The organism is Pseudomonas persica, from assembly GCF_900291015.1.
Taxonomy (GTDB): Bacteria; Pseudomonadota; Gammaproteobacteria; order Pseudomonadales; family Pseudomonadaceae; genus Aquipseudomonas.
On the sequence record NZ_OLKL01000051.1, the window covers coordinates 165,357 to 191,188 of the forward strand.

Genomic DNA, 25,832 nt, shown 5'->3' on the forward strand with positions numbered 1-25,832 from the left:
CTCAGGCAAACACCTGCAGGCTCTGCGGCGGCAGCGCCACCCAGATGTCCTGCGAGCCCAGGCGCGGCATGGCCTCGGGGGCCAGCTCGGCCAGCAGTGCATGGCCGGGCAGGGCCTTGAGCTCGAAACTCATGCGGCAGCGGTTACCGAGGAAGGTGATTTCCCGGACCATGGCCGGGAACAGGTTTTCTTCGTGCACCGCCGGATTGACCGTGATCGCCTCCGGGCGGCAGAACAGCCGGCCGCTGCCGGGCCGCGCGGAACCTGGTGCCAGGCGCATGTTCATGCCACCGACCTGGGCATGGCTGTCACTGCTGCGCTGGAACGGCAACCAGTTGCCCTGACCGACGAACCCGGCGACGAACGGCGTGGCCGGCTGGTCGTAGATTTCCTGCGGGGTGGCGTACTGCTCGACCTGGCCGTTGTTCATTACCGCAATGCGATCGGCCATCAGCATGGCTTCGTCCTGGTTGTGGGTGACCATCAGCGTGGTGATACCCAGCTGGCGCTGCAGCTGGCGCAGTTCGGTGCACAGGTGCTCGCGCACCCGGGCGTCCAGCGCCGACATCGGCTCATCGAGCAGCAGCAAAGACGGCGACGGTGCCAGCGCGCGGGCAAGGGCCACACGTTGTTGCTGGCCACCGGAGAGCTGGCCTGGGTACTTCTTCTCGCTACCAGAAAGGCCTACCAGTTCGAGCATTTCGGCCACCCGCCGGCGGGCCTGCTCGCGGCCACTGCCGGTCAGGCCGTAGGCGATGTTGGCTTCGACGGTGAGGTTGGGGAACAGCGCGTAGGACTGGAACAGGATGCCGTAGTCACGGGCCTGAGGTGGTAGCTCGGAGATATCGCGCTCGCCGATGTACAACGTGCCGCGGTCCTGGCGCTCCAGGCCGGCGATGCAGCGCAGCAGCGTGGTCTTGCCGCAGCCGGACGGGCCGAGCAGGCACACCAGTTCGCCGGCGGCGATGTCCAGCGAGACATCATTGAGCGCCGTGAAGGCGCCGAAGCGCTTGTGGATATTGCGCACTTTCATCTGTGCGCCGGGGGTGGCGTGATTCATGGCAGGGCCTCATCGAAGCGATGGGGGCCATGCTAGGAAGGCTGTGCGAAGGTTCTGTGGCTTTAAGGCAAAAGTCGGTGATAGTGGTATAGGCAGATTTTGTAGTGGCCTGTGCGGGCCTCTTCGCGGGTAAACCCGCTCCCACAGGTACTGCGCAGCCTTCAGGTTTACCCGCGAAGAGGCCAGCACAGGTCTAGAAGTGTGAACCGGCCACTTCCTGCGCAACCCCAAGGAAGGCCGCCGGCAACCGGGCCTGGCGCCGCTCTTTCAGGCAATACAGATACTCATGCATCAGCGGTGCGTTCTCCAGCGCCAACACCCGCAGTTCAGGGTTGTGCGGCACCTCGTGCCGGGCAATCACGCTGATACCGATGTTGCGCAGCACCGCCTCGCGGATCGACTCGCGGCTGCCAATTTCCAGCAGCGCCACAGCCTTCACCCCGGCCTCCTGCATCATCTGCTCGGTCAGCTTGCGTGTGGTCGAGCCCTGCTCGCGCATCAGCAGACAATGCCCGGCTACCACCTCGATCGATACCGCCTGACGATGGGCCAACGGGTGGTTGCGATGCACCGCCACCACCAACGGGTCAGTCCCCAGCACCCGCCGTACCAGCCGCGCGTCTTCCACCAGTTGCGACGAAGCGGCGATGTCCACCCGGTAGGCCTCGAGCATCTCCAGCACCTGCTGCGAGTTGCCGATTTCCACCGCCACTTCTACCTGCGGCAGGCGTTCGCGGTAGATCTTCACCAGGTCGAGAATGTAGTACGGCGCAGTGGCCGCGATGCGCAGGCTGCCCTGGGCCTGGCCGCTGTTGCGCAGCTCGAACTCGATGTCGGCCTCCTGCTGCAACAGTGCCTTGACCATCGGCAGCAGGCGCACACCCTCCTCGCTCAACACCAGGCGCCGCCCGCCGCGGTAGAACAGCTCCACGGCGTACTGGCCTTCCAGGTTGCGGATCTGCGTGGTCACCGTGGGCTGGCTGAGCCCGAGCTTCTTCGCCGCCAGGGTGATGCTGCCCAGACGGGCCACCATGTAGAAGGCTTTCAGCTCCGAACTCAGCATGCACGTCCTCTATTTGCGCAACAGGCGCAAGCCGTTGAACACCACCAGCAGGCTCACGCCCATGTCGGCGAACACCGCCATCCACATGGTGGCCACGCCGGCAAAGGTGATCGCCAGGAATATCGCCTTGATGCCCAACGCCAGAACGATGTTCTGCATGAGGATCGCTGCACTTTGGCGCGACAGCCTGACGAAGGCCGGGATTTTCCGCAAGTCGTCGTCCATCAGCGCCACGTCGGCGGTCTCGATGGCGGTATCGGTACCGGCCGCCGCCATGGCAAAACCGATCTCGGCGCGGGCCAGTGCCGGGGCGTCGTTGATGCCGTCACCGACCATGCCCACCCGATGCCCCTGAGCGTACAGGGCTTCGATGCTCTTGAGCTTGTCGGCAGGCAGCAGGTTGCCTTCGGCGCGGTCGATACCCACCACGGTGGCGATGGCCTGCGCGGTATGCGGATTGTCACCGGTCAGCATGACAGTCTTGATGCCCAACTCGTGCAGTTCGGCGATGGCCTGGCGACTGCTTTCCTTGACCGTATCGGCCACGGCGAACAGCGCCAACGGGCCGGAGCGGTCGAGCAGCAGCACCACGGTCTTGCCCTGGCGCTCCAGTGCATCCAGCTGGGCCTCAAGCGCGGGCGAGCACAGCCCCAGCTCCTCGACCAGACGGTGGTTGCCGAGGTGGTAGACCTCACCCGCGATGGTGCCGCGCACGCCGCGCCCGGCCAGGGCGGCGAAGTCATCGACCTCGCTCAAGGCCAAGCCTTGCTCCTTGCCGAACTGGGCAATGGCGCGGGAAACCGGGTGGTCCGAGCGCTCGCCCAGGCTGGCGGCCAGGGCTTGCGCGCGGCCCTCGAACAGCGGCTCCAGTACGTTGGCGTCGGTCTGCACCGGCTTGCCGTGGGTGATGGTGCCGGTCTTGTCCAGGGCCAGGAAGTCCAGCTGACGCCCGCCCTCCAGATACACGCCACCCTTGATCAGGATGCCCTTGCGCGCGGCGGCGGCCAGGCCGCTGACAATGGTCACCGGGGTCGAGATCACCAGGGCGCATGGGCAGGCCACCACCAGCAGCACCAGGGCGCGATAGACCCAGTCGAACCAGGCGCCGGCCATGAACAGCGGCGGTATCACCGCCACGGCCAGGGCAATGGCGAATACCACCGGGGTGTAGATGCGCGAGAAGCGGTCGACGAAACGCTGGGTAGGTGCCCGCGCGCCTTGCGCTTCCTCGACGGCCTTGATGATCCGCGCCAGGGTCGATTGCCCGGCAGCGGCGGTAACGCGGAACTCCAGCGCCCCTGCCTGGTTGATGGTGCCGGCAAACAGCTTGTCGCCCAAGGCCTTCTCCACAGGCAGGCTTTCGCCGGTGATCGGTGCCTGATCGACGCTGGACTGCCCGCTGGTCACTTCACCGTCCAGGCTGATGCGTTCGCCGGGGCGGACCCGCACCAGGGCACCGATGGCCACCTTGCGCACCTCAACTTCCCGCCACTGGCCATCGGCCTGGCGCACGGTGGCCATGTCGGGGGTGAGCTGCATCAAGCCGCCGATGGCGTTGCGCGCGCGGTCCAGCGAGCGGGCTTCGATCAGCTCGGCGACGGTGAACAGCACCATTACCATGGCCGCTTCCGGCCACTGGCCGATCAGCACCGCGCCAGTCACGGCAATGCTCATCAGCGCGTTGATGTTGAGGTTGCGGTTTTTCAGGGCGATCCAGCCCTTCTTGTAGGTACCCAGGCCACAGCCGAGGATCGCTGCCAGCGCCAGCGCCGCCACTACCCACGCCGGGGCCAGCGCGCCAAAGTGCACGATTTCGGCGGCGATCGCGGCAGTGCCGGACAGCGCCAGCGGCCACCAGCGGGTCTTGGCCGCTTGTGGTGCGCTGGCGGTGCCATCGTCTTCGGCACCAAGCGCCTCGGCTTTCATGCCCAGGCTGTCGATGGCCTGCTCGATTTCAGCGGTGCCGCCCAGGGTGTGGCGCACGCCAAGCACGCGGTTGATCAGGTTGAACTCCAACTGCTCGATACCGGCCAGCTTGCCCAGCTTGTCCTGGATCAGGGTCTGCTCGGTCGGGCAGTCCATGGCCTCGATGCGGAAGCGGCTGAACTGGGCATGGCTGCTGGCTTTTTCGCTCAGTTGCACCAGGGCGGGCGCGGCGGCGCTGCCGCAGCAGCTGTGGGCATGGTGATCGTGCTTGTGTTCGTGGCTGACAGGCTGGTTCATGGGGTCATCCTTAATTTGAGCCTGTTGCCAAGTGAACACCCTGTAGCCACTATAGGGTCAAGCCACCTGTTGGAGATTTCGTGATGAAGATCGGAGAACTGGCCAAGGCCACCGAATGCGCCGTGGAAACTATCCGCTATTACGAGCGCGAACAGCTGCTGCCGGAGCCTGCGCGTAGCGAAGGCAATTACCGGCTGTATACCCAGGCCCATGTCGAGCGACTGACCTTCATCCGCAACTGCCGCACCCTCGACATGACCCTGGATGAAATCCGCAGCCTATTACGCCTGCGCGACAGCCCGGATGATTCCTGCGGCAGCGTCAATGCGCTGATCGACGAGCATATCGAGCATGTGCAGGCGCGGATCGATGGGTTGGTGGCGCTGCAGGAGCAGTTGGTAGAACTACGGCGACGCTGCAATGCGCAGGGGGCAGAATGCGCGATACTGCAGCAACTGGAGACGAATGGGGCAGTATCAGTGCCGGATACCGAGCATTCGCATGTGGGGCGAAGTCACGGGCATTGAGCCCAAAGCTTCGCGGGTAAACCCGCTCCCACAGGGACTGCACAGGCCTGAGCTTTGTGCGGTCCCTGTGGGAGCGGGTTCACCCGCGAAGAGGCCAGTTCAGACAATAGCGATCTGTCAGACCGCCATCGGCGCCGTCATCGGCGCATGGTGCTCATACCCCTCCAGCCAGAAATCACTCGGCTCGATCTTTTCCAGCCACTCCGGCTCGTATTTGCCCGTCTCGGCAAACGCCGGTACGCGGTCACTGATTACCAGCTTCGGCGCTTCCAGCGGTTCACGCTTAAGCTGCTCGTTGAGCATGTCCAAGTGGTTTTCATACACATGGGCATCGCCGATGAAGTAGGTGAACCAGCGTGGGGTGTAGCCGGTCAGGCGGCCGAACAGCGACAGCAGCGCCGCGCCTTCGGTGAGGTTGAACGGCGTACCCAGGAAGTTCCTCCGACGCTTTTTTTGCACAGCTAGCCATAAATAAAGGGCTACAGGTGATAATTCCCTGTGTGCATTTTCAATTATGCACACTTCGAGACACCCTGTCTATCTATACATGTAATGGGCAGCACAAATGCTCCAAGCCCCAGAAGCGGCAGCACCATTTTCTCGCCCAACCTCGACCAGGTGACCCGGAACAGCATCGTGCCTTGGCAGCACAGGCGTTCCCATCATGCAATGCGCTCATTGTCCATGCATTGCGCTCATCGGCTGCCGAGAAACTAGGCTACCTTTCGACCAAGGAGGGGAAACTGATGGGTAAAAACGTGTTTGCAATTCTTAAATCTGGCAAGCCGCTGAATACCAGTGCATTGGGTACCCTGTAGCATGCATCAGATACCCGAAAGCAATATCAGGATGGTATGTAATCTGGGCTACCAGCTGCGGAGCTCGACGCATTAAGACTTGCAGCGAAGTCACTCTTTCAGGCAATTTCTGCTTATCAGTTACTGGTAATTGGCCGCCCCGCCCCAACAGCCCAGTAGCTTCCCGAAGTTTAGGTTTATGAGGTGACCGATGGAAAACATACAGCGAGTTTGGTTCCGGGCTGAAGAGGTTTTTGGCAACAAGGCGAAAGCGGCGACATGGCTGAGTCAACCACGCAGCAGCTTCGGTGAAGTATCAGCGCTTGAGTACGCCCGCACCGAGGCTGGATACCTGCTTGTGATGGACATGCTTGCACAGCTGGATCATGGGTTTGGTCTCTGACCCCAAGAGAGTCAGGCTCCTCAGGCTTCATTCCTTGCGCAAACAGCTAACTTTCAATAAGTCTCAGCACCTACATTGATAAGCGGCTCAAAAACGTTAACTCCCCAGATCGCGCAGCTCCTCAATTGCGAATTTAGCGTGTTCACGCCGAAACGCCAGAAGAGACACCTCGACTTTTGCAAGAATAAGCTTTTGCAAGCTCAATGCCTGAATAGCTGCTATGCAGGATTCGGGGTGTACGCAACGCTCGCCATGTTGCTAGATTTTAAATTAGTGCCGGTTGAACCCTAAAAAGTTCGCCTTAATTTTTCATGGCATGGATTGCTATATGGAATTGGCAGGAATTGCCAAGTTAAATTTACTTTACCGGCGTAGCCTCAGTAGCTTTCTTGTTTAGAGGTTTAGGCTATGAGTCAGGTGTCCATCCTTGCAAGCGTAGAAGCATTCCTGCGCCGCCCACATGGCCTATTCATTGATGGACAGGCGACACAGGTAACGAATACTCACGACCTGCCCGTGACCAACCCAGCGGATGGGTGTGTTATCGCACGCGTCGGGGTCGCAAATAAAGCGGACATCGATGCTGCTGTCACATCGTCTCGAAAAGGCTTCAAGGCCTGGGGGCAGGCTACCCCAGCCCATCGAGGCGCAGTCCTGCTGAAGCTGGCTGACCTGCTAGAAGCCAATAGCGAGGAATTGGCTCAGCTTGAAACCCTCCAATCCGGAAAGCTCATCAACGTCTCCCGTGCCTTTGAGGTGGGACAAGCGGCACATTTCCTGCGCTATTACGCTGGCTGGGCAAGCAAAATTACGGGCCAAACGATCACCCCGTCGATCCCTTCATTCAACGGCGAACGCTACACGGCATTCACTCTTCGAGAGCCTGTAGGGGTAGTGGTAGGCATCGTTCCGTGGAATTTCTCAACCATGATTGCGATCTGGAAGCTGGCGTCAGCGCTGGTGACCGGATGCAGCGTGATCATTAAGCCTAGCGAGTTCACCCCGCTTACCATCCTACGGATTTCGGAGCTTGCAATCGAAGCAGGCCTGCCTCCAGGTGCCCTCAATGTTGTCTGTGGGGACGGAGCCGTCGGAAAAGCACTGATTGAGCACCCCGACACAGACAAAGTGTCCTTCACCGGCTCAGTGCCCACTGGTTTGGCAGTAGGCTCCACTGCTATGCAGGCCAAATTGACCCGTGCCACGCTTGAGTTGGGCGGCAAGAACGCTGCTGGCTTCCTCCGCGATGTGCCAGTCGAGAAAGCCGTAGCAGGGATCATTGAGGCTGGCTTCTTGCACTCTGGCCAAATCTGCGCTGCAGCTGAACGATTTTATGTTCATCGGTCTCAGATCGATCACCTCATGGAAAGCTTGGTGACGCGACTCAAGGCTTTGAAGATTGGCTCTCCAATGGACGAAGCAAGTGAGTTTGGCCCTGTTACCAATGCTCAGCATCAGCAGAAGCTATCCGGCTACTTTGCGCAAGCCAGGGCTGAAAACAACACCATTCTTCACGGCGGACGACTACTGGATCAACCAGGTTGCTATGTCGAGCCAACAGTAATTCTTGCAAACAGCGCCACAGATACGCTGATGACTCAAGAGACTTTCGGGCCTGTTGCGACGTTCCTCGCTTATGACGACGAGGACGAGCTTGTTTCGTTGATGAATGACAGTCCTTATGGGTTGAGCGCCAGTCTCTGGACTAACGATCTCAGCAAGGCACTGCGCATGATTCCGGAAATTCAAGCAGGAACACTTTGGGTCAACATGCATACCCTTCTTGATCCAGCCGTTCCATTCGGCGGGATCAAAGCATCTGGAATTGGGCGCGAATTCGGCGGTGCTTTCATCGAAGACTTTACTGAGTTGAAGTCCGTAATGATTCGATACTAAAGCCAATAGGACTGAACGCATTCAATTTCAGATGGCAAGCTCTTCCAGCGGTGGTTTACACCACCGCAATAACTATCTGCCGGCATTAGTGCTCAGTATCAATAAAAAATAACGGCCAAGCCTGGTCGAGCTAACTAGGAGACCATTGATGTCCCAAAACTTAGATGAGTTGGTGCATGGCACTCTGTTCGGCATTGCGCTGAACTATAAGGGTTTGCTGAACCAGCGTCTCGCGGAATTCGAACAAGCGCCTTACAAGCAACTACCCGTTAAGCCTGTGTTGTTCATCAAAACGCCCAACACCCGCAATGCTCACAATCGCGCGGTTGTATACCCGATTAATGTAGAGCGCTTGCAGGCGGGCCCGGCGCTCGGCGTTCTGATCGGCAAGACCGCTAGCCGCGTCAGCGTCGAAAATGCCATGGAGCACGTGGCCGGCTACACCATCGTCAATGAGTTCAGCTTGCCGGAAGACAGCTACTACCGCCCGGCGGTCAAGGCCAAGTGTCGTGACGGCTTCTGTTCATTTGGGCCGGAGGTGGTATCCGCTAGCGAAATCGCTGATCCGCACAACTTGACGATCACTCTTCGGGTTAACGGTGAAGTGCATCAGCAAAACTCCACTGCCAATTTTGTGCGCAGCATCCCTGAGCTGATCGCCGAGCTCAGCGAGTTTATGACACTCCATGAAGGTGACCTCCTAATTACCGGCACTCCAGAAGGCAGGGTCGACATTCGACCTGGCGACCACGTTGAGGTTGAAATCACTTCACTCGGCCACCTTGCCAACCACATTGTCGAAGAGCAGGAGATCCGCTAATGAAACATGCCCGCATCCGTTTCGAAGGCCAAGAGCACGATGTTACCGTCGAGGCTGATAACGCAGTGCGATTGGGCGACGGACGCCTGATCGCAGAAGCACAGGTGGAATGGTTACCTCCCGCCAATGGCAACATGTTTGCCCTGGGCCTGAACTACGCCGACCACGCCGCCGAGCTGGCCTTTGCGCCACCGACCGAACCGCTGGCCTTCATCAAGTCGCCTGGTACGTACACCAGCCACAACCAGGTCACTTGGCGCCCGGATGGCGTTACCTACATGCACTACGAGTGCGAACTGGTGGCAGTTATCGGCAAACCGGCACGGAACGTCAAACGCGAAGACGCCCTGCAGTACGTGGCCGGCTATACCGTGTGCAACGACTACGCCATCCGTGACTACCTGGAAAACTACTACAGGCCGAACCTGCGCGTGAAGAACCGCGACGCCACCACCCCGGTGGGCCCGTGGATTATCGACACAGCTGACGTTCCCGATCCGAATAATTTGACCCTGCGCACGTGGGTCAACGGTGAGCTGAAACAAGAAGGCTCCACTGCGGACATGATTTTCGATATCCCCTACCTGATCGAATACTTCTCCAGCTTCATGACCCTGCAGCCCGGCGACATGATCGCTACCGGTACTCCCGAAGGCTTGGCAGATGTGGTCGCGGGCGATGAGGTAATCGTTGAAGTAGAAGGCGTAGGCCGTCTGGTGAACCGTATTGTCAGCGAGGCGGAGTTCTTCGCTTCACGAAATAAAGAGGCGTAATCATCATGATCAAACATTGGATCAATGGCCGTGAGGTCGAAAGCAAAGACACCTTCGTCAACTACAACCCGGCTACCGGCGAAGCCATTGGCGAAGTCGCCAGCGGCGGCGCTGAAGAGGTCGCCCAGGCCGTAGCTGCTGCGAAGGAAGCGTTCCCGAAATGGGCCAATACCCCGGCCAAGGAACGCGCCCGTCTGATGCGCAAACTCGGTGAGCTGATCGACCAGAACGTGCCGAAGCTGGCCGAGCTGGAGACCCTCGACACCGGCCTGCCGATTCACCAGACCAAGAACGTGCTGATCCCACGCGCTTCGCACAACTTCGACTTCTTCGCCGAAGTCTGCACACGCATGGACGGCCATTCGTACCCGGTCGATGACCAGATGCTGAACTACACCTTGTACCAGCCAGTGGGTGTATGCGGCCTGGTTTCGCCGTGGAACGTGCCATTCATGACGGCTACCTGGAAGACCGCGCCGTGCTTGGCGCTGGGGAACACCGCCGTACTGAAGATGAGCGAGCTGTCGCCGCTGACCGCCAACGAACTGGGCCGTCTGGCCGTCGAAGCCGGCATTCCCAACGGCGTGCTCAACGTCATCCAGGGCTACGGCGCCACTGCCGGCGACGCGCTGGTGCGCCACCCGGATGTACGCGCGATCTCCTTCACGGGCGGCACCGCCACCGGCAAGAAGATCATGCAGACCGCCGGCCTGAAGAAGTACTCGATGGAACTGGGCGGAAAGTCGCCTGTGCTGATCTTCGAAGACGCTGATCTAGAGCGCGCCCTGGACGCCGCGCTGTTCACCATCTTCTCGCTGAACGGCGAGCGTTGCACCGCCGGCAGCCGGATCTTCATCCAGGAGAGCGTGTACCCGCAGTTCGTCGCCGAATTCGCCGCCCGCGCCAAACGCCTGATCGTCGGCGACCCGACCGACCCGAAGACCCAGGTCGGTTCGATGATCACCCAGGCCCACTACGACAAGGTGACCGGCTACATCCGCATCGGCATCGAGGAAGGCGCGCGCCTGGTCGCGGGTGGTCTGGAGCGTCCAGCCAACCTGCCGGCGCACCTGGCCAAAGGGCAGTTCATCCAGCCAACCGTGTTCGCCGACGTGAACAACAACATGCGTATCGCCCAGGAAGAAATCTTCGGCCCAGTGGCGTGCCTGATCCCGTTCAAGGACGAAGCCGAGGCCCTGCGCCTGGCCAACGACACCGAGTACGGCCTGGCCTCCTACATCTGGACTCAGGACATTGGTAAGGCCCATCGGCTGGCACGTGGTATCGAGGCCGGCATGGTGTTCATCAACAGCCAGAACGTACGCGACCTACGCCAACCGTTCGGTGGCGTGAAAGGCTCGGGCACCGGTCGCGAAGGCGGCCAATACAGCTTCGAAGTCTTTGCAGAAATCAAGAACGTCTGCATTTCCATGGGCAGCCATCACATCCCACGCTGGGGCGTTTAGCGATTTTCCCAACGCACTGGGCGAGCTTGCTGTTCTGACGACCGCCAAGCTCGCCTGGTGCTGCGGGATCTAACAAGAATAAGGATTCCACTCATGGGCAAAGTAGCACTAGCAGCTAAGATCACACACGTTCCGTCTATGTACCTGTCCGAACTGCCTGGCCCGCGACAAGGCCTGCGACAGTCCGCCATTGATGGACATTACGAAATCAGCCGCCGCTGCCGCGAACTGGGCGTCGATACTATTATCGTCTTCGATACCCATTGGCTAGTGAACGCGAATTATCACGTTCTCTGCGGCCCGCACTTTGAAGGTGTTTACACCAGCAACGAGCTTCCGCACTTTATTAGCAACATGCATTATGAGTTCCCTGGCAACCCAGAGCTTGGAAAAATCCTAGCTGAAGAATGTAATCGCTTCCAAGTCGAGACGATGGCTCACGACGCTACAACCTTAGGCCCGGAATACGGAACTTTGGTGCCGATGCGTTACATGAACCAGGATCAACACTTCAAAGTAATTTCGGTGTCAGCGCTCTGCACCTCTCATTACCTTGCTGACAGTGCGCGCCTTGGCTGGGCGATGCGGAAAGCTGTCGAAGAGCACTATGACGGAACCGTCGCATTCTTGGCCAGTGGCTCTCTCTCTCATCGCTTTGCTCAAAATGGCCAAGCCCCGGAATTCGCCGAGAAAATTTGGAGTCCTTTCCTCCAGGTTCTCGATGAGCGCGTGGTGAAGATGTGGGAAAACGGTGAATGGGAAGAGTTCTGCGGAATGCTGCCTGAGTATGCCGCGAAAGGCCACGGCGAGGGTTTCATGCACGACACAGCCATGCTGCTGGGCGCGCTTGGATGGTCAGACTATGACGGCAAAGCAGAAGTCATAACGCCTTACTTCGGCTCTTCCGGAACTGGGCAAATCAACGCCATCTTCCCAGTGACCCCGCAAAGCGGCACTCGTATCCCAGCAGCGCAAGCCGCGAACCTCGCTGCTGTCGTATCCACCAGTCGACTATAGGGAGCGCCGTCATGCCTCACCTGGTTCTGCTCTACACGCCCGATTTGGAGGCTGAAGCAGACTTGTCAGCTCTATGCCGTGCTCTTGCTGACACCATGCTTGAGCAAAAAGACGAAACAGGCCAAAAAGTCTTCCCCACGGGGGGAACTCGTGTACTTGCCTACCCTGCAGCGCATTGCGCAGTTGCCGACGGGCAAGGTCAGTACGGATTCCTCTATGCCAATTTACGAATTGGCGCCGGACGCAGCCCTGCCGTGCATCAATCGGTCGGCCAAGCACTACTGGGAACATTACGTAGTCACTTGGACGCCCTTTTACAAAAACGCCCTATCGGCCTAACTCTGCAAATAGATGAAAGCGTTGGACAGGTGTTTGATGCAAAACACAGTAGCCTGCACTCGCTGTTCAACAAAGTAACTTGAGGTTTGCCATGCTCAACCACGATATCATCCAACAATGCGCAGAGTTACTCGACCAAGCTGAACGCACGCGCGAGCAAATTAGTCAGTTTTCGATTTCACAACCGGCAATTACCATCGAAGATGCTTACGCTATTCAGCGGGCCTGGGTGGCAAAAAAAATTGCTTCTGGCCGAAAGTTGGTGGGCCACAAAATAGGGCTGACATCACGTGCCATGCAGGTCTCGTCGAACATCACAGAGCCCGACTATGGCGCACTGCTCGATGACATGATCTTCGAGGAAGGTACTGACATCCCGTTTAACCGCTTTATCGTCCCACGGGTAGAAGTTGAACTGGCCTTCATCCTTGGCAAGCCTCTCAAAGGCCCAAATGTCACTGTGTTCGACGTCCTCGATGCGACTGAGTGGGTCATTCCTGCACTGGAAATCATTGACGCCCGTATCCACCAGGTCGATCCACAGACCAAAGTGACCCGGAAGGTATTCGACACGATCTCCGACAACGCAGCGAACGCCGGCGTCGTCATGGGCGGTCGTCCAGTACGCCCTACTGACGTCGACCTCCGGAAGATCCCTGCAGTTCTATACCGCAACGGCGTGATCGAAGAGTCCGGTGTAAGCGCCGCTGTGCTCAACCATCCAGCTAAAGGTGTTGCGTGGCTGGCAAACAAACTGGCTCCGTACGATGTCACTCTGGAACCTGGACAGATCATCTTGGGCGGCTCGTTTACCCGGCCAGTTGCCGCAAGCCCTGGCGATACCTTCCATGTCGACTACGACCAGCTGGGTAGCATCACTTGCCGGTTCATTTGAAGACGAAGGAGCTTCAATCATGCAGCAGAATCTCTTCAAATCTCGTCTCAAGAAGGGTGAACCGCAGATCGGTCTCTGGCTCGGCTTAGCAGACCCTTACTGTGCAGAGCTTGCGGCGAACGCGGGCTTTGACTGGCTTTTGATAGATGGTGAGCACGCTCCGAATGACCTTCGCAGCACTCTTGGGCAGCTTCAAGCCATTGCCCCATACCCATCGCAGCCGATCATCCGCCCGGTGGTGGGTGATCCGGCCCTAATCAAGCAAATGCTTGATGTGGGTGCCCAAACTCTATTGGTGCCGATGGTGGAGACATCAGAGCAGGCGCAGCATCTGGTGAAGGCGGTGACGTATCCCCCTAACGGGATTCGCGGTGTCGGTAGCGCATTGGCACGCGCTTCACGTTGGAATTCGATTACTGACTATCTCGACAAAGCCGATGCGGAAATCTGCCTGCTGGTACAGGTGGAAAATCAGGTGGGACTGTCCAACCTGGATGCGATCGCTGCCGTTGAGGGAGTAGACGGCGTCTTCATAGGGCCTGCTGATCTTTCCGCTGCTCTAGGGCACCGGGGCAATCCTGGTCACCCCGAAGTTCAGCGCGTAATTGAAGATGCCATTTTACGTGTGAAGAACGCAGGCAAGGCTGTTGGGATCCTCAGTGCGGATGAGAAACTCGCTCGGCACTATCTTGAGCTCGGGGCGACTTTTGTGGCGGTCGGTGTAGATACATCGGTTCTGATGAGGGGACTGAAAACCCTGGCCGGAAAATTCAAAGGAGCTGACAGCCCTGAGGTGCCGGCTAGCACCGTCTATTAGGCCTTTAGGGGTGCCTGTCGCTGGGGACAATGCTCTCCAGCGGCAGCACGAGTCGATCTAACTCATCTATTAGTAAAAGTAACGAACTCCAACGCTCGTCACCTAGATTTTCCTTAAGCTCTCTCTGATTGATAGCCATGTCATTGGACAGCTGCAGAAACAGATCTGCCCCTGGCTTCTTTAGCGCAATTATTATCCGCCGCCGATCTGAGTTTGATTTTTTTCGAGAAATGTAGCCTAAACTTTCCATCCTTACTAGGATAGAGCTAAAACTTGCCTTAATAATGCAGCACTGATGGGCGAGCTGGCTGAACTCCATTGGGCCATGGTGGCTGAGGGCATGAATAACTCGCCATTGCTGCTCTGTTACATTATAGCGATTTAAAGCCGGCCTTAAGTTCCGCATAAAAAACTCACGAACATGCGAAAGTCTTAAGTTCATATAAGTTGGCGAATCAATCATACACAAGCCTTTCTTGCAAATTTAAACGATATTATTCTGATCGCGAAAAACCATACGATATTCACGTGGCGCCAATCCGAAATGGCGCTTGAAAGCGCGACTAAAGCTCGCTGAGTCTGAAAACCCCCATTTATAGGCAATATCAGTAACAGATATTCCTATTGTGCCAGCGGCTGTAAGCTCCGAAGCGCAGTGCTTTAATCTGCTTGCCAGTATGTATCTGTACACAGACCCCCCACTTTCCTCGAACGATCGGTACAGCTGACGCAGAGAAACATTGAGAACGCTAGCAATTAATGCAGGACTGAGCTCGGGAGATGCGATTGAGTTTTGGATAAAGACTTCCGCTTCCACTCTCAATTCTGCAGCGGTTCTTCGAGTTGATTTTTTTGATGGCTGTTCGTTCTGCTTTTGGAGGGCTGAACCGAGTAGGCAAAGAATTGCAGATAGTACTCCATGCTGTTCAAGTTCAGAAAGCTTCTGATCTTCTTCAGACAGCTGGGCCAGCAATAAACGCAATAGGCGACCGGAAGTAGAGTTCAGATCCACCATCCCTTGAAGGCTTCGACCAGGACTGATGTGCCGAGCGACCATGGGTTTCGGAAGAGAAATAGCCATGTGCTCAATCAAACCTTTCGGTTCAATTTCACATGCCCCTGTGCTGTCGAGGAGCACAATGTCTCCAGGCATCAGGTGGTAAGTGAAACCGTCGTGAATCACCCGGGCCTGGCCAATGCTCTGACTAAGGAGCACGCATTGCTGATCATTATCTCGATCCGCTCCACGAGCACATCGCCTGACACGAGCTGCGTTGGTTCGTAACCGAGCGAATGGAAGCCCACCCCGCGTCCCGGACGCGACATCACCAACGAATTTGGCGTACTTTCGATTAACCTCTGTCTCGTATGGCCCACAAACGGCACGCACTGCAAAATTCCACTGAGACACCGAGTTTCCACATTCTTGGAGGCCAGCCATCACGACACCTCGTTGTTGAACACATGAAATACTTGTGCAAACGCCTGAAATAGATATATAAAAAAAGCGCCCCTAAGGGGCGCTAAGAGGTAACTTCCTAACGAAGACCTTATGACTCTGCAGCAATCGCAGTAGCTACTTTGGATACGTTGAACTCATTGAGACCAGCGATGCAGATCCGACCATTGCGAATGAAGTAGATGCCATGCTTGTCACGGATTCTGTCAACAGCTTCTGCGCTCAAGCCACTGAAGCTAAACATTCCTTTCTGAGTGACGAGATACTCAACGTCGGCCTCCGGACGGATCGTTTTGATCTGGTCATACAGGGCATGCCGCATGGTCACCATGCGCTCACGCATCGACTCCAACTCAGCTCGCCACTCAGCCCGAAGGTCGGAGTTCGACAGAATAATGCTCACCAATTCCGCGCCAAAGCGAGGGGGATTGGAGTAGTTAGTACGGACGGTACCTTTCAGTTGACCGCCTGTCCGCTCCGCGATTTCTGATGACTCACAAATGATGGACAACGAGCCGACGCGCTCACCATACAGAGAAAAGACTTTCGAGAATGAGTTGCTGATCAGTCCCGTGATGCCAGAATCTGCAAGAGCTCGAATGCCATAACTATCCTCATCCAAACCATCCCCCATCCCCAGATACGCAGCATCAAGGAATGGAATCAGAGATTTACTGGAGAAGAGCTCAATCAAGGTGTCCCACTGCGAAGGCGTCAGATCCAAACCGGTCGGGTTATGACAGCACGCATGCAAGAGAACGATAGTGTTTTCTGGAAGAGACTTAAATGTCTCCAACATACCTTTGAAGTTGACTGATCGCCCACCATCTTTCAGGTACGAGTATCGGTGCACATCGAAACCTGCACCTTTGAAGATAGCGTGATGGTTGTCCCAGGTTGGATCGCTCACCCAGACTTGTGAGTTAGGGTAATAGCGCTTCAAAAAGTCTGCGCCTACCCGGATCGCACCAGACCCACCCACGGTTTGGATTGTGGCAATCCGTGCGCCGTGGGAGCTATTCGCTTCACCGAACAGATATTCCTGTACCTGGGTACGGAAAGAGGGCAGCCCATCCATAGGAAGGTAGAGGTTTGGCTCCTCAACACGGCCATCCAGTATCTCTTTGGCTTTTTTCACGGACGTCAGCACGGGTACATTGCCGTTTTCGTCGTAGTAGAAGCCGATGCTGAGATTCACTTTTTCAGCTCGTGGATCTTTATGGAAATCATCCATCAGCGAGAGAATCGGGTCGCCCGGATAAAGCTCTACTTGTTCAAGCATTTTAAGTTACCTTTGGATTCAGTTGAAAGTCGGGTGCAAGAAAGTCCAAGGGCTGGTATCCCCACCACGAGGAACCACGACTTCAATCAGAATCGGCTTATCAGCAGCGAAAGCTTTTTCCAGGACGGGACGAAGCTGGGCCGGGGTATTGACCCGGTGGGCTTCTACGCCGAAGGATTCAGCGAATTTCACGAAGTCCGGGTTGACCAACTCGGAGCCGAGCAGACGGCCACCGAAGCTCTCCTGCTGATCCCGATACACGTTCCCATAAGCACTGTTGTTGAAAACGATGGTGACCAAGTTCAGCTTGTACTGAACAGCGGTAGCAAGCTCTTGGGCAGCAAACATGAATCCGCCATCACCGCAGATCGAGACCACTGCTTTGTCTGGATGAGCCGCTTTCACACCAAGTGCAGTTGGGAAACCGAAGCCCAGGGTGCCTTGGTGACCCGATGTGACGAGGGTGCGAGGCTTGTATACCGGGAAGCCGAAAATCGAAGTGAAACCAACCTGCGAGATTTCTTCGATGAAGAAGCCATCACGTGGCAAGACATCTCGAATAACGCGCAAGTAGCTCAACTGTGGCTGTACAGACTGAATAGCCTGCTCAGCCGATGCTTTTGCCTCGGCCAGATCTGCATCTCTGTGCTTAGGCGCGCCTACTCGCAGTATGGCCTCAGCAAGCGCTTTAGAGCCTTCGCCTGCATCAGCCAACAGGTTGACCTCAGCGCTGATCCGGCGCACCTCGGCAGGATCGATGTCGATACGGATGATCTTCAACCCTTCTGGGCGATGCCTCCAACGAATGTCCAGAAGCTCAAATCGCGAGCCGATGACGATGGCCACATCGGTTTGCGGCCAAAGGCGAGAGCCGGAAGCCACAGTGAAGCCCAGGGGATGATCATCGCTTACCACACCACGACCACCACGGAAACTTACAACTGGTGCCCCCAGAACCTCTGCCAGTTGACTGACTTCATTGCTGGCCTCAAGTGCGCCAGAGCCAACAAAAATCATTGGTGCTTTAGATTTGCTGAGAATCCCAGCCGCACGCTCTACCGCATCAGAATCGACTGGCGGGGTTGGCTTCAGCGGGAGCGGCGCTTGGGGAGCTACAGCAGCTGGTTTGGTGAAGTAGTCCCAAGATGCTTGAAGAGACACGACGCCTGGCCGGCCCGAGCACATCTCCTGAAACGCTCGGGCAACATGCCAGGATGTATCAGCTGGTTGCTCGATGTGAGCAGCGTACTTGCCCACACTTTGTAGAATTTCCAGTTGGCGAGGGAGCTCATGCAGCTGGCCACGACCACGATCCTTGAAAGCGCTCATGACGTCGCCAGTCAAAGCCAGCACTGGCGCGTTGCAGCCATGTGCCGTAAGCATCGCAGCACTGGCGTTCAGAATGCCTGGGCCAGGCACCACAGTGAACACGCCTGGGCGGCCAGTGGAGCGAGCATAACCAAACGCCATGTAAGCGCTGGTCTGCTCGTGGCGGGCACCGAAGATACGCAGCGAGTCGGTGTTACGAGCGAGCGCATCAGTCAAACCGTAAATTTGAGCACCAGGGAGTGCAAATACAGTATCAACACCGTGAGCCTTTAGGCCTTGGACGATAGCATCGCCGCCAGTCATGGTTACAGCTGTAGAGTTCTCAGTTTTCATTTGTATCACCTAATGCAATTTACTCAAAGCTAACTGCGCGATTCGCACCAACTTGGGTTTTTCTATAGCTGGCATAAATCACTATCAGCCAGAGAGGAATGAGCCACACCGCAATCCGAATTGAAGGAATGAAAGCCATAAGAACGAGCAACCCTACAATGAAAGCAATGCACAGATAGTTGCTGTAAGGGTGCAGAGGGGAGTTATACGCCAGTTCCTCTCCTGCTTCGGCCTTAGCTTTCTTGAACTTCAGATGCGTATAGCTTGTGAGCAACCAATTGATGACAGTGGCCGAGACAGTCAACGACATCAGGATTTCAATAGCTCCATTTGGGGAGAAATAGTTGATTACTACGGCAATACCAGTGATAAGCGCTGTTGCAAGCAAAGCATTCACAGGCACGCGGTTACCATTCAGTTTCAAGAATCGCTTAGGCGCTTGATTCTGCTGTGCGAGAGCGAACAACTGGCGTGCGTTGCAATACACGATGCCATTGTAGACAGACATTGCCGCAGTAAGAACTACAAGGTTGAGCAGGTTCGCCGCGAAATCGCTACCCAAAAGACTCAGGATTTTAACGAACGGGCTAGCGCTGTAGGGATCACCCGCATTATCCAGAGAACTGACCAAGGTGTCCCAGGGGGTGAGTGCCAACAGGATAGCCAAGGCAGCAATATAGAAGATGCCAATACGGTATAGGACACGGTTGATGGCCAATGGGATGGTCTTTTTCGGCTCACGAGCTTCACCAGCAGTGAAGCCAATCATTTCCAGACCACCAAACGCGAACATAATGAATGGCAAAGCCATCAGCAATCCGCCAATCCCGTGGGGGAAGAATCCACCATGCGCCCAGAGGTTCGACACAGCAGCCTCAGGTGGAGGCGTAGGGCCAAAGAGCAGCCAGCTTCCGAAGCCAATCATGGCAACGATGGCCATAACCTTAACCAATGAGAACCAAAACTCCGTTTCGCCATAAAAGCGAACGTTTAGTAGGTTCATGGCATTGATGATTACGAAGAAGCACGAGGCCGTGATCCAGGTGGGAACCTCTGGCCACCAGAACTGGATGAACTTACCAATTGCCGTAAGTTCCGCCATGCCGACCAGGACATAAGCTGCGATATAGTTCCACCCAGTCAAATACCCTAAGAATCCGCCGCAGTACTTCCGAGCAAAGTAACTGAGAGAGCCAGACACAGGCTCATCCACGAGCATTTCTCCGAGCTGCCGCATAATAAGAAATGCGATCATTCCCGCAAAAGCATATCCAATTAGCAAACTGGGGCCAGCTGACTTAATTACACCCGCGCTACCCAGAAAAAGACCGGTACCAATGGCACCGCCCAATCCGATCATTTGAATGTGACGATTCGACAGGCCGCGCACGAGCGCCTGCCCAGACTCTTGATCTCTGCTCATCATGTTTTTCTCAATTGTGATGCATCAGCCTAAAGCGTCACCAAAGTGACAGGCCAGATGTGATTTTGGCAGATTGAGGTGTAGGCTACCCATTTTGTAATTATTGGGTACCGTTCTTATCGAAAAGACAATAGCTCATCGATTGAGACGCAAGGTATCACCTACAGGAGCAGATGGCAGTAATCATCCCTGCATAGCAACTATTCAGCTTGCAGATACATCAGGCCCGAGCAGCGATGGCGAGCGATCACCAGGGCTCAGGAAATGAGATGCACGACAATGCTGGTATATGAAATGCCTGAACCACTGCTGCTCGGGAGATGACTGGGTTCGCGAGTGCCATACCACCCAGTATCGGAATTGGTGTTGCAGGAAAGATATTGGGCGATAGCACACCAGGCCCATCTCTGACCATTTACGGGCAATATGTTCAGGCAGAGTGAGCAATGCATCACTCTGCTGAACGACCATCAATGCAGCCGAGTAGTATGGCACCGTCAATTTCAATGTGCGACTGTGCTGAGATTTGCGAAGGAACGCATCAATAAAGCTATCCTTGTCCCCGCCTGTTGTGATCTTGACATGAGGCCACTTTAGATAGGCCTCTTGATCAACGGATTGAGCCAAAGAAACTGGGTGGTCAAGCCGCATACAACAAACAGCATGATCCTCCCCGATCATGCGACCGTGATAATCCGCTGGCGTTTCGGCGACCATGCTGACCGCAAGATCAACCTCTCCATTAGCAAGCCAGTCATAATGGTTGGCTTGCCAGCTGCGGTAATCGACGCTGACCTTCGGAGCAACCACCGCGAGATCCCTCATCAGATCAGGAAGGATGTACTGCGCAACGTAGTCCGACCCTGCAATGCTGAAGCGGCGATCACATTTTTCAGGAGAAAAGTTGATGGTAGATGTCATGCCCTCCAGACGCGCCAAGATATCCTTGAGCGGCTGAATTACCTCAACGCCTCGCTCGGTTAGAACGTACTGACGGCCCTTGCGAACCACCAATGGGTCACCCAGAGCCTCGCGAGCATGAGCTAGATACCTACTGATCGCTGGCTGGCTGGTACCCAAAATATCCGCAGCCTTGCTCAGGTTACGCACATCAAGGATCGTCACCAATGCCCTCAATTGCAGTATGGTCAGGCTACTGAAGGCAGGGTTCATCGGCTATCCCAGGTTAACGTTCATCGTCGGGTTCTTTGCGTCCAGTATGGCGTATCCCACGCATTCGCCACCGCAGAATTTACCTACCAGCTGTTTCAGGTCAGCAATGGCAGCTTGCACTTCCTCCAAGCTTGTAGGAGCCAGGCCATCGATATCGAAGAAAACACAATTCGTCTCAGGAAGCGTCCTAGTGTCAGCTGCCTGTCGCCACGTCCACCTACGAGTCAATACGCGCCCACCTGAGGCCAACACCACTTCCCCAGGTGTCATGAACTCTGGATCTTTATCTGGCTCTGCCAGGAAGGTGTCTGAGGTTTTGGCTTTACGCAGCTCGATCTCATGGGATCCTGCTGAGATGGGGTGAACTCCCGCAGGCAGCACATATCGCAGGGACAGAAGGTTGCCGATATCCACCAGAGCGTTGATATCGGGCAGGGAGTCCGGCTTTAGAACGCGCCTGCTCAGGGCCTCGATCGAGCTCCTGTGCTCCGACGGCTTCGCACCAAATTTGCGATAAGCATCTCGCCAGGCGGCAATCTGTGGGAATTCCGCAGGGTTGCCTTGGATCCGCTCGCGCAGCGCTCCCTCACTCGCGCGAAGCTCCTGCGTGATCTCAGCATGGAGCGCAGCGTTATCTAGCTCTCTAAATACAACGACCCCTCGAACGTAGTCAGGGTAGTCAGAAAAAATTTCGGGCTTGATCGTATAAGAGAACGCTGTCACTGGCGGTTCCTTTCCTTAAAGGTGATTTCGCCTTGGACTATATCATCCCCCTTAGCAGCATCTTCTATACAGAATTCGAAATCCAACTATTCACATTCCGAATAGCTAGCAAGGACTCAAGGCCTCATCCTTGATGATTCGCCTGAGCCTATTCGAATCCTGAAGCCCAAGTATTCAGAAATCAGATATTAGAATCGGGAAAGCTTTGATAGCTTCGACAAATCAAAAATGCCAGCAGTAAAGCCCTCGGCTTCACTCAAAAATAACAAAAATCCAAAGAGACCGCCCGATGCCCCTCATAGCCATATAACGATTAAAAGATAAATTGTTTACTATTCGCGCGTCCGGAGGCTACGCCCTGGATGTCGAAGAGAAGTGCAAATCTATCACCCAATAATCGCAACAGGGACAATTAGCCCTTGCGACAGCCAGCGCATCAAAAACACAACAAGGGATAATAATGAAAAAAACATTGTTTATGGCAGCTCCTCTGGGAGTAGCCCTGAGCTTCAACGCATTTGCGAGCGACCAGTCTTCAGCCAACGGCTTCATGGAAGATAGCCATTTAAAAGTCCTTCTTCGAAACGCCTATATCAATCGAGATTACAATAATCAGCGCCAAGACAAGGCAGAATGGGGCCAAGCAGTAATGGGCCAGTTCGAGTCTGGCTTTACCCAAGGGACTGTAGGGTTTGGTGCTGATGCATTCGGTTTTTATGCACTGAGACTGGATGGTGGTAAAGGTAAATCGGGCGCTGGGGGTATCGATTTCTTCAAGCAAGGTGATAGTGGCGAAGCTGCGAATGATCTATCGCGTGCAGGCGGTGCAATCAAGCTGCGGGCCTCAAATACCGTTCTTAAATATGGCGACCTAAGGCCAACACTCCCTGTTTTGAATCACGATGATGCTCGGCTATTACCAGAAACCTATACCGGCTGGATGGTGACATCGAAGGAGCTAAAGGGGCTTGAAGTCAATGCCGCACACTTAACTGCAGAGGTGCGAAAAAGTGCTGAGGGGCGTGACAGCGGCGGCCTGAAGAATATTGACTTAATTGGCGGCAGCTATGAGCTCAGCGATAACTTAAGCGCTTCTCTCTACACATCCGACGTTGAAGACCGGCTCACCAAGCACTATTTGGGCGCAGTGTATACCCTTCCGTTCGAAAATAACACTTCACTCACACTTGACTTGAACGCATACAAGTCCCGACTGGACAAGGCATACTCGGAACAACTCGGAACTGGTCGTGACAACATTATATGGAGCTTGGGCGCCACGTTTGTGTTCGGCCCTCACGCTGTTACTTTAGCCCACCAACGTAGTTCGGGGGACACGGGCTATAACTATGGCAGGTACCAGAATATTGGCGGTGTCGGAGACGGCGGCAGCACAATCTTCCTCGCCAACTCTTACTGGTCAGACTTTAATGCGGAGGATGAGCACTCTTGGCAAGTTGCATACTCCCTCGATTTTGCTGAGTACGGTGCCCCCGGACTCTCATACAGAATTGCGTATGTTCACGGTGATAATATTCGCACCAATGATGGCGATGGTAGCGAGCGGGAAATTTTCAACCAAATTCAATACGTTGTCCAAAGCGGCCCTGCTAAAGACCTGAAACTTAAGCTGCGAGGTTCTTGGCTGCGAGTATCAAATAATGCTCGCGACTACAATGAGGACGGCAATGAAGTAAGGGCTTTTGTTGAGTACCCGATCAACATATTCTAATCAAGCCCCTCAGATCAACACCAGACATTGCCTTATTGCGGTGATAGCTTAGTTAAACATCACCGCTTTTGTTTCGCGCCATGGAGTGGCGCAGTGAAATTCGATGACTTTTATTCTCCCCTGTTACGCGCGCTCCTTTACTCCCGACAGCCTCGGGAGTTTTTTCCTTCTAGGCCAGCCATTTTCTGATAACCACGCATCGATAAAAAATAGACTCTTAGATTATTTTCAAAACATCTACTTGCCTAATACCTCAAGGCGTGGGCCTGCTAGCATGGCTTTATTCCCACAGCTAAAAACCAAGAATTCGCGCTGGAGAAATCATGAGCATCAAGCAAAAACTTACATGGGCATTTGCAGCAATAGGCTGCCTTCCGGTGGCTCTGGTCGCAGCGCTTGTCGTTCTTAATCTACGTGGAGACGCAAAGGCTTATTTCCTTGAAAGTAGCACCCGTGAAATTCGCCATATAGATAACGGAATTAAGCAATTTTTCGACAGCATCAGCCAGAACGTTGAACATCTCGCTAAAGATCCTCAGATTACCACCGCAAATGGATTAAAAAAATATAGTTCCGCCAACGCGCAACAAATTCCTTTTACCGAGAATGATCGCTTGGTTTTGGGCGTCTTCGACAGGTTCGCCACCACTCATCCAACCACATTTTCTGTTACCTTGGGTCTAAACGATGGTGGTTTCGTAGGCTGGCCAAGAGACCTTAAACTGGCCAATTACGATCCACGAGTGCGCCCTTGGTACAAGGCCGCCATGGCAGCTGCACCTAACTCAACCATTCGCACGAGTGCCTACTATTGGGCACTGGATGATGTAGTACTTGTCAGTACAGTTCGCGCTATTGCCGATACAAATGGCAATCCAATTGGTGTTGTAGGAGTGGAAGTTTCTCTCAAGCAGCTAACCGACTTGGTTAAGGCCATCAAAATAGGGGACAGCGGGTATCTAATGGTAGTGGAGGCCGATGGAAACGTATTGGTCGATCCCGCAAACGAGAAAAACAACTTCAAACCGCTATCTGACCTAGGGCCAGGATACTCTACGTTGGCAACGACCAGAGATGGAGTGACCAAAGTCGAGATCGACGGTGTGACTTACATCGCCAACGTGGTTAGTTCTCCAGGTATGGGGTGGCGTTATATTAGCTTGATCAAACTTGAAGACGTGATGGCGCGAGCCAACGACATGACAGTTATCATTGGACTCATTGCAGTCCTATTAGCGGTCATCTTCGCCGTTGTCGGCGTAAGGTTCGCTAATACGATTAGCCGCCCTATTCGAGGTGTAGCCGATGGTCTTCAGGAAATCGCTGAAGGTGAGGGCGACCTCACGCGAGAACTAGCAGTGCGGGGTAAGGACGAAACAGCAACCTTGGCAGCCTGGTTCAACCAGTTCCTTGGCATGATCGCGCAACTTATGCGCCGCATCGGCAGCGCGTCCTCCGACCTACAAGAGGCGGCAGCTGACACCAGCGAAGTGGCGATCAACATGTCAAAAGCTGCGACGCGGCAGCGCGAAGCGGTGGAATTGGTAAGTACCGCCTTCAACGAAATGTTGGCAACTGCTAACGAAGTGGCCCGTTCTTGCAGTCATGCTGCCTCCAGCGCTGACATCGGTTATCGTGAAGCTCACGATGGACAGCAGCGCGTCGCCGAAGCTACGGGTAGCGTCCTCAGGTTAAGTGATGACCTGCAGCAGTCAGCGCAAACTCTGCAAACGCTTGAGCAAGACAGCAAGAATATCAACACCATCCTCAATACCATCCGCTCTATCGCTGAACAGACAAACCTATTGGCCCTGAATGCTGCCATTGAAGCAGCACGGGCCGGCGACCAGGGTCGAGGGTTTGCTGTAGTGGCGGACGAGGTACGTGCCCTGGCACGGCGTACTGCTGACTCAACCGGCGAGATCGACAGCCTGCTCGCCAACCTTGCGCAGCGAACTCAAGAGGTGAGTCAGCAGATGCAGAAAAGTCTGGAGGGGTCGCAGGACAGCGTAAAATTCATCCATCAGGCACGCGATAGTTTCGACAAAATTCGCAATTCCGTGGACTCAATCCGTGACCAAAATGCTCATATCGCTACAGCGGCAGAGGAGCAGCACCAGGTGGCTGAGGAGATCAATCGCCACGTCGCTCAAATCCATTCTGACGCACAGCTGGTCGAAGTATTTGCCAAATCGGCGCAAACAGGCTCGAATCGCTTGACAGAGACTTCAGCTCAATTGAAAGGGCTGGTCGGGCGGTTCAAGTTTTGACCTGCGCTTCCA

22 protein-coding genes and 1 pseudogene are annotated in these 25,832 nt (G+C 55.4%); 12 read left to right on the plus strand and 11 right to left on the minus strand.

Features of this window, described 5'->3' with window-relative positions:
* Window position 1 precedes the first annotated feature (1 nt).
* The 3 genes from FQ664_RS24595 to FQ664_RS24605 form a co-directional block, all read right to left on the minus strand.
* On the minus strand, window positions 2-1,060 hold the full coding sequence (locus FQ664_RS24595) for a putative 2-aminoethylphosphonate ABC transporter ATP-binding protein (protein ID WP_144175544.1): 1,059 nt from the start codon (window positions 1,058-1,060) through the stop codon (window positions 2-4).
* Between the two features lie 193 nt (window positions 1,061-1,253).
* Window positions 1,254-2,123 (minus strand): LysR family transcriptional regulator, encoded by an 870-nt coding sequence (locus FQ664_RS24600; RefSeq protein WP_144175545.1) that lies wholly within the window; start codon window positions 2,121-2,123, stop codon window positions 1,254-1,256.
* Window positions 2,124-2,132: 9 nt separating this feature from the next.
* A complete protein-coding gene (locus FQ664_RS24605; RefSeq protein WP_144175546.1) occupies window positions 2,133-4,346 on the minus strand; it encodes a heavy metal translocating P-type ATPase in 2,214 nt (737 codons plus the stop codon).
* Between the two features lie 83 nt (window positions 4,347-4,429).
* Between FQ664_RS24605 and cadR the strand changes: the two genes are divergently transcribed.
* Window positions 4,430-4,873: a cadmium resistance transcriptional regulator CadR gene (cadR, locus tag FQ664_RS24610; protein WP_144175547.1), complete on the plus strand. Its 444-nt coding sequence runs from the start codon at window positions 4,430-4,432 to the stop codon at window positions 4,871-4,873.
* 117 nt (window positions 4,874-4,990) lie between these two features.
* On the opposite strand, the pseudogene FQ664_RS24615 reads toward cadR, so the two are convergent.
* Window positions 4,991-5,305, minus strand: a pseudogene (locus tag FQ664_RS24615) (thymidylate synthase); the annotation flags it as partial.
* A 576-nt stretch (window positions 5,306-5,881) separates the two neighbouring features.
* Here FQ664_RS24615 and FQ664_RS24620 point away from each other — a divergent pair.
* The 9 genes from FQ664_RS24620 (at window position 5,882) to hpaI (ending at window position 14,096) form a co-directional block, all read left to right on the plus strand.
* Window positions 5,882-6,073 (plus strand): MbcA/ParS/Xre antitoxin family protein, encoded by a 192-nt coding sequence (locus tag FQ664_RS24620; RefSeq protein ID WP_144175548.1) that lies wholly within the window; start codon window positions 5,882-5,884, stop codon window positions 6,071-6,073.
* A 408-nt stretch (window positions 6,074-6,481) separates the two neighbouring features.
* On the plus strand, window positions 6,482-7,969 hold the full coding sequence (locus FQ664_RS24625; RefSeq protein WP_144175549.1) for an aldehyde dehydrogenase family protein: 1,488 nt from the start codon (window positions 6,482-6,484) through the stop codon (window positions 7,967-7,969).
* Between the two features lie 148 nt (window positions 7,970-8,117).
* Window positions 8,118-8,789, plus strand: coding sequence for a fumarylacetoacetate hydrolase family protein (locus tag FQ664_RS24630; protein WP_144175551.1), 672 nt, complete (start codon window positions 8,118-8,120; stop codon window positions 8,787-8,789).
* On the plus strand, window positions 8,789-9,562 hold the full coding sequence (locus tag FQ664_RS24635; RefSeq protein ID WP_144175553.1) for a fumarylacetoacetate hydrolase family protein: 774 nt from the start codon (window positions 8,789-8,791) through the stop codon (window positions 9,560-9,562). Before FQ664_RS24630 ends, FQ664_RS24635 begins: the two co-directional genes overlap by 1 nt.
* Window positions 9,563-9,567: 5 nt before the next feature.
* The gene (gene hpaE, locus FQ664_RS24640; protein WP_144175555.1) at window positions 9,568-11,028 is read left to right on the plus strand and encodes a 5-carboxymethyl-2-hydroxymuconate semialdehyde dehydrogenase; all 1,461 of its coding nucleotides are present in this window, start codon (window positions 9,568-9,570) and stop codon (window positions 11,026-11,028) included.
* A gap of 93 nt (window positions 11,029-11,121) precedes the next feature.
* Window positions 11,122-12,045: a 3,4-dihydroxyphenylacetate 2,3-dioxygenase gene (gene hpaD / locus FQ664_RS24645; protein WP_144175557.1), complete on the plus strand. Its 924-nt coding sequence runs from the start codon at window positions 11,122-11,124 to the stop codon at window positions 12,043-12,045.
* A gap of 11 nt (window positions 12,046-12,056) precedes the next feature.
* On the plus strand, window positions 12,057-12,467 hold the full coding sequence (locus tag FQ664_RS24650; protein ID WP_144175558.1) for a 5-carboxymethyl-2-hydroxymuconate Delta-isomerase: 411 nt from the start codon (window positions 12,057-12,059) through the stop codon (window positions 12,465-12,467).
* An 8-nt stretch (window positions 12,468-12,475) separates the two neighbouring features.
* Window positions 12,476-13,279: a 2-oxo-hept-4-ene-1,7-dioate hydratase gene (gene hpaH / locus FQ664_RS24655; protein WP_144175560.1), complete on the plus strand. Its 804-nt coding sequence runs from the start codon at window positions 12,476-12,478 to the stop codon at window positions 13,277-13,279.
* Between the two features lie 19 nt (window positions 13,280-13,298).
* Entirely contained in the window at window positions 13,299-14,096 is a 798-nt protein-coding gene (hpaI, locus tag FQ664_RS24660; RefSeq protein WP_144175562.1) for a 4-hydroxy-2-oxoheptanedioate aldolase, read from the plus strand.
* A gap of 4 nt (window positions 14,097-14,100) precedes the next feature.
* Here the strand turns inward: hpaI and FQ664_RS24665 are convergent, their stop codons facing one another.
* From FQ664_RS24665 to FQ664_RS24695, 7 genes are all read right to left on the minus strand, one after another.
* The gene (locus FQ664_RS24665; RefSeq protein WP_144175563.1) at window positions 14,101-14,559 is read right to left on the minus strand and encodes a MarR family transcriptional regulator; all 459 of its coding nucleotides are present in this window, start codon (window positions 14,557-14,559) and stop codon (window positions 14,101-14,103) included.
* A 21-nt stretch (window positions 14,560-14,580) separates the two neighbouring features.
* Complete coding sequence (gene feaR, locus FQ664_RS24670) at window positions 14,581-15,537, minus strand: transcriptional regulator FeaR (RefSeq protein ID WP_144175565.1); 957 nt, start codon at window positions 15,535-15,537, stop codon at window positions 14,581-14,583.
* 109 nt (window positions 15,538-15,646) lie between these two features.
* On the minus strand, window positions 15,647-16,837 hold the full coding sequence (locus tag FQ664_RS24675) for an amino acid aminotransferase (protein ID WP_144175567.1): 1,191 nt from the start codon (window positions 16,835-16,837) through the stop codon (window positions 15,647-15,649).
* An 18-nt stretch (window positions 16,838-16,855) separates the two neighbouring features.
* On the minus strand, window positions 16,856-18,499 hold the full coding sequence (locus FQ664_RS24680) for a thiamine pyrophosphate-dependent enzyme (RefSeq protein WP_144175569.1): 1,644 nt from the start codon (window positions 18,497-18,499) through the stop codon (window positions 16,856-16,858).
* Between the two features lie 19 nt (window positions 18,500-18,518).
* Complete coding sequence (locus FQ664_RS24685; RefSeq protein WP_144175754.1) at window positions 18,519-19,922, minus strand: amino acid permease; 1,404 nt, start codon at window positions 19,920-19,922, stop codon at window positions 18,519-18,521.
* 204 nt (window positions 19,923-20,126) lie between these two features.
* Window positions 20,127-21,095: a LysR family transcriptional regulator gene (locus FQ664_RS24690; RefSeq protein ID WP_144175571.1), complete on the minus strand. Its 969-nt coding sequence runs from the start codon at window positions 21,093-21,095 to the stop codon at window positions 20,127-20,129.
* A 3-nt stretch (window positions 21,096-21,098) separates the two neighbouring features.
* Entirely contained in the window at window positions 21,099-21,818 is a 720-nt protein-coding gene (locus FQ664_RS24695; protein ID WP_144175573.1) for a B3/B4 domain-containing protein, read from the minus strand.
* A gap of 457 nt (window positions 21,819-22,275) precedes the next feature.
* Here FQ664_RS24695 and FQ664_RS24700 point away from each other — a divergent pair, with 457 nt between their 5' ends.
* Together FQ664_RS24700 and FQ664_RS24705 are read left to right on the plus strand one after the other, a co-directional pair.
* Window positions 22,276-23,550, plus strand: coding sequence for an OprD family porin (locus FQ664_RS24700; protein ID WP_144175575.1), 1,275 nt, complete (start codon window positions 22,276-22,278; stop codon window positions 23,548-23,550).
* 323 nt (window positions 23,551-23,873) lie between these two features.
* On the plus strand, window positions 23,874-25,820 hold the full coding sequence (locus tag FQ664_RS24705; protein WP_144175577.1) for a methyl-accepting chemotaxis protein: 1,947 nt from the start codon (window positions 23,874-23,876) through the stop codon (window positions 25,818-25,820).
* The last annotated feature ends 12 nt before the right edge of the window (window positions 25,821-25,832 follow it).

Coding starts and splice junctions, on each gene's coding strand:
- FQ664_RS24595 (WP_144175544.1), bottom strand. CDS start 1,060: ATGAATCACGCCACCCCCGGCGCACAGATGAAAGTGCGCAATATCCAC.
- FQ664_RS24600 (WP_144175545.1), bottom strand. CDS start 2,123: ATGCTGAGTTCGGAGCTGAAAGCCTTCTACATGGTGGCCCGTCTGGGC.
- FQ664_RS24605 (WP_144175546.1), bottom strand. CDS start 4,346: ATGAACCAGCCTGTCAGCCACGAACACAAGCACGATCACCATGCCCAC.
- cadR (WP_144175547.1), top strand. CDS start 4,430: ATGAAGATCGGAGAACTGGCCAAGGCCACCGAATGCGCCGTGGAAACT.
- FQ664_RS24620 (WP_144175548.1), top strand. CDS start 5,882: ATGGAAAACATACAGCGAGTTTGGTTCCGGGCTGAAGAGGTTTTTGGC.
- FQ664_RS24625 (WP_144175549.1), top strand. CDS start 6,482: ATGAGTCAGGTGTCCATCCTTGCAAGCGTAGAAGCATTCCTGCGCCGC.
- FQ664_RS24630 (WP_144175551.1), top strand. CDS start 8,118: ATGTCCCAAAACTTAGATGAGTTGGTGCATGGCACTCTGTTCGGCATT.
- FQ664_RS24635 (WP_144175553.1), top strand. CDS start 8,789: ATGAAACATGCCCGCATCCGTTTCGAAGGCCAAGAGCACGATGTTACC.
- hpaE (WP_144175555.1), top strand. CDS start 9,568: ATGATCAAACATTGGATCAATGGCCGTGAGGTCGAAAGCAAAGACACC.
- hpaD (WP_144175557.1), top strand. CDS start 11,122: ATGGGCAAAGTAGCACTAGCAGCTAAGATCACACACGTTCCGTCTATG.
- FQ664_RS24650 (WP_144175558.1), top strand. CDS start 12,057: ATGCCTCACCTGGTTCTGCTCTACACGCCCGATTTGGAGGCTGAAGCA.
- hpaH (WP_144175560.1), top strand. CDS start 12,476: ATGCTCAACCACGATATCATCCAACAATGCGCAGAGTTACTCGACCAA.
- hpaI (WP_144175562.1), top strand. CDS start 13,299: ATGCAGCAGAATCTCTTCAAATCTCGTCTCAAGAAGGGTGAACCGCAG.
- FQ664_RS24665 (WP_144175563.1), bottom strand. CDS start 14,559: ATGATTGATTCGCCAACTTATATGAACTTAAGACTTTCGCATGTTCGT.
- feaR (WP_144175565.1), bottom strand. CDS start 15,537: ATGGCTGGCCTCCAAGAATGTGGAAACTCGGTGTCTCAGTGGAATTTT.
- FQ664_RS24675 (WP_144175567.1), bottom strand. CDS start 16,837: ATGCTTGAACAAGTAGAGCTTTATCCGGGCGACCCGATTCTCTCGCTG.
- FQ664_RS24680 (WP_144175569.1), bottom strand. CDS start 18,499: ATGAAAACTGAGAACTCTACAGCTGTAACCATGACTGGCGGCGATGCT.
- FQ664_RS24685 (WP_144175754.1), bottom strand. CDS start 19,922: ATGAGCAGAGATCAAGAGTCTGGGCAGGCGCTCGTGCGCGGCCTGTCG.
- FQ664_RS24690 (WP_144175571.1), bottom strand. CDS start 21,095: ATGAACCCTGCCTTCAGTAGCCTGACCATACTGCAATTGAGGGCATTG.
- FQ664_RS24705 (WP_144175577.1), top strand. CDS start 23,874: ATGAGCATCAAGCAAAAACTTACATGGGCATTTGCAGCAATAGGCTGC.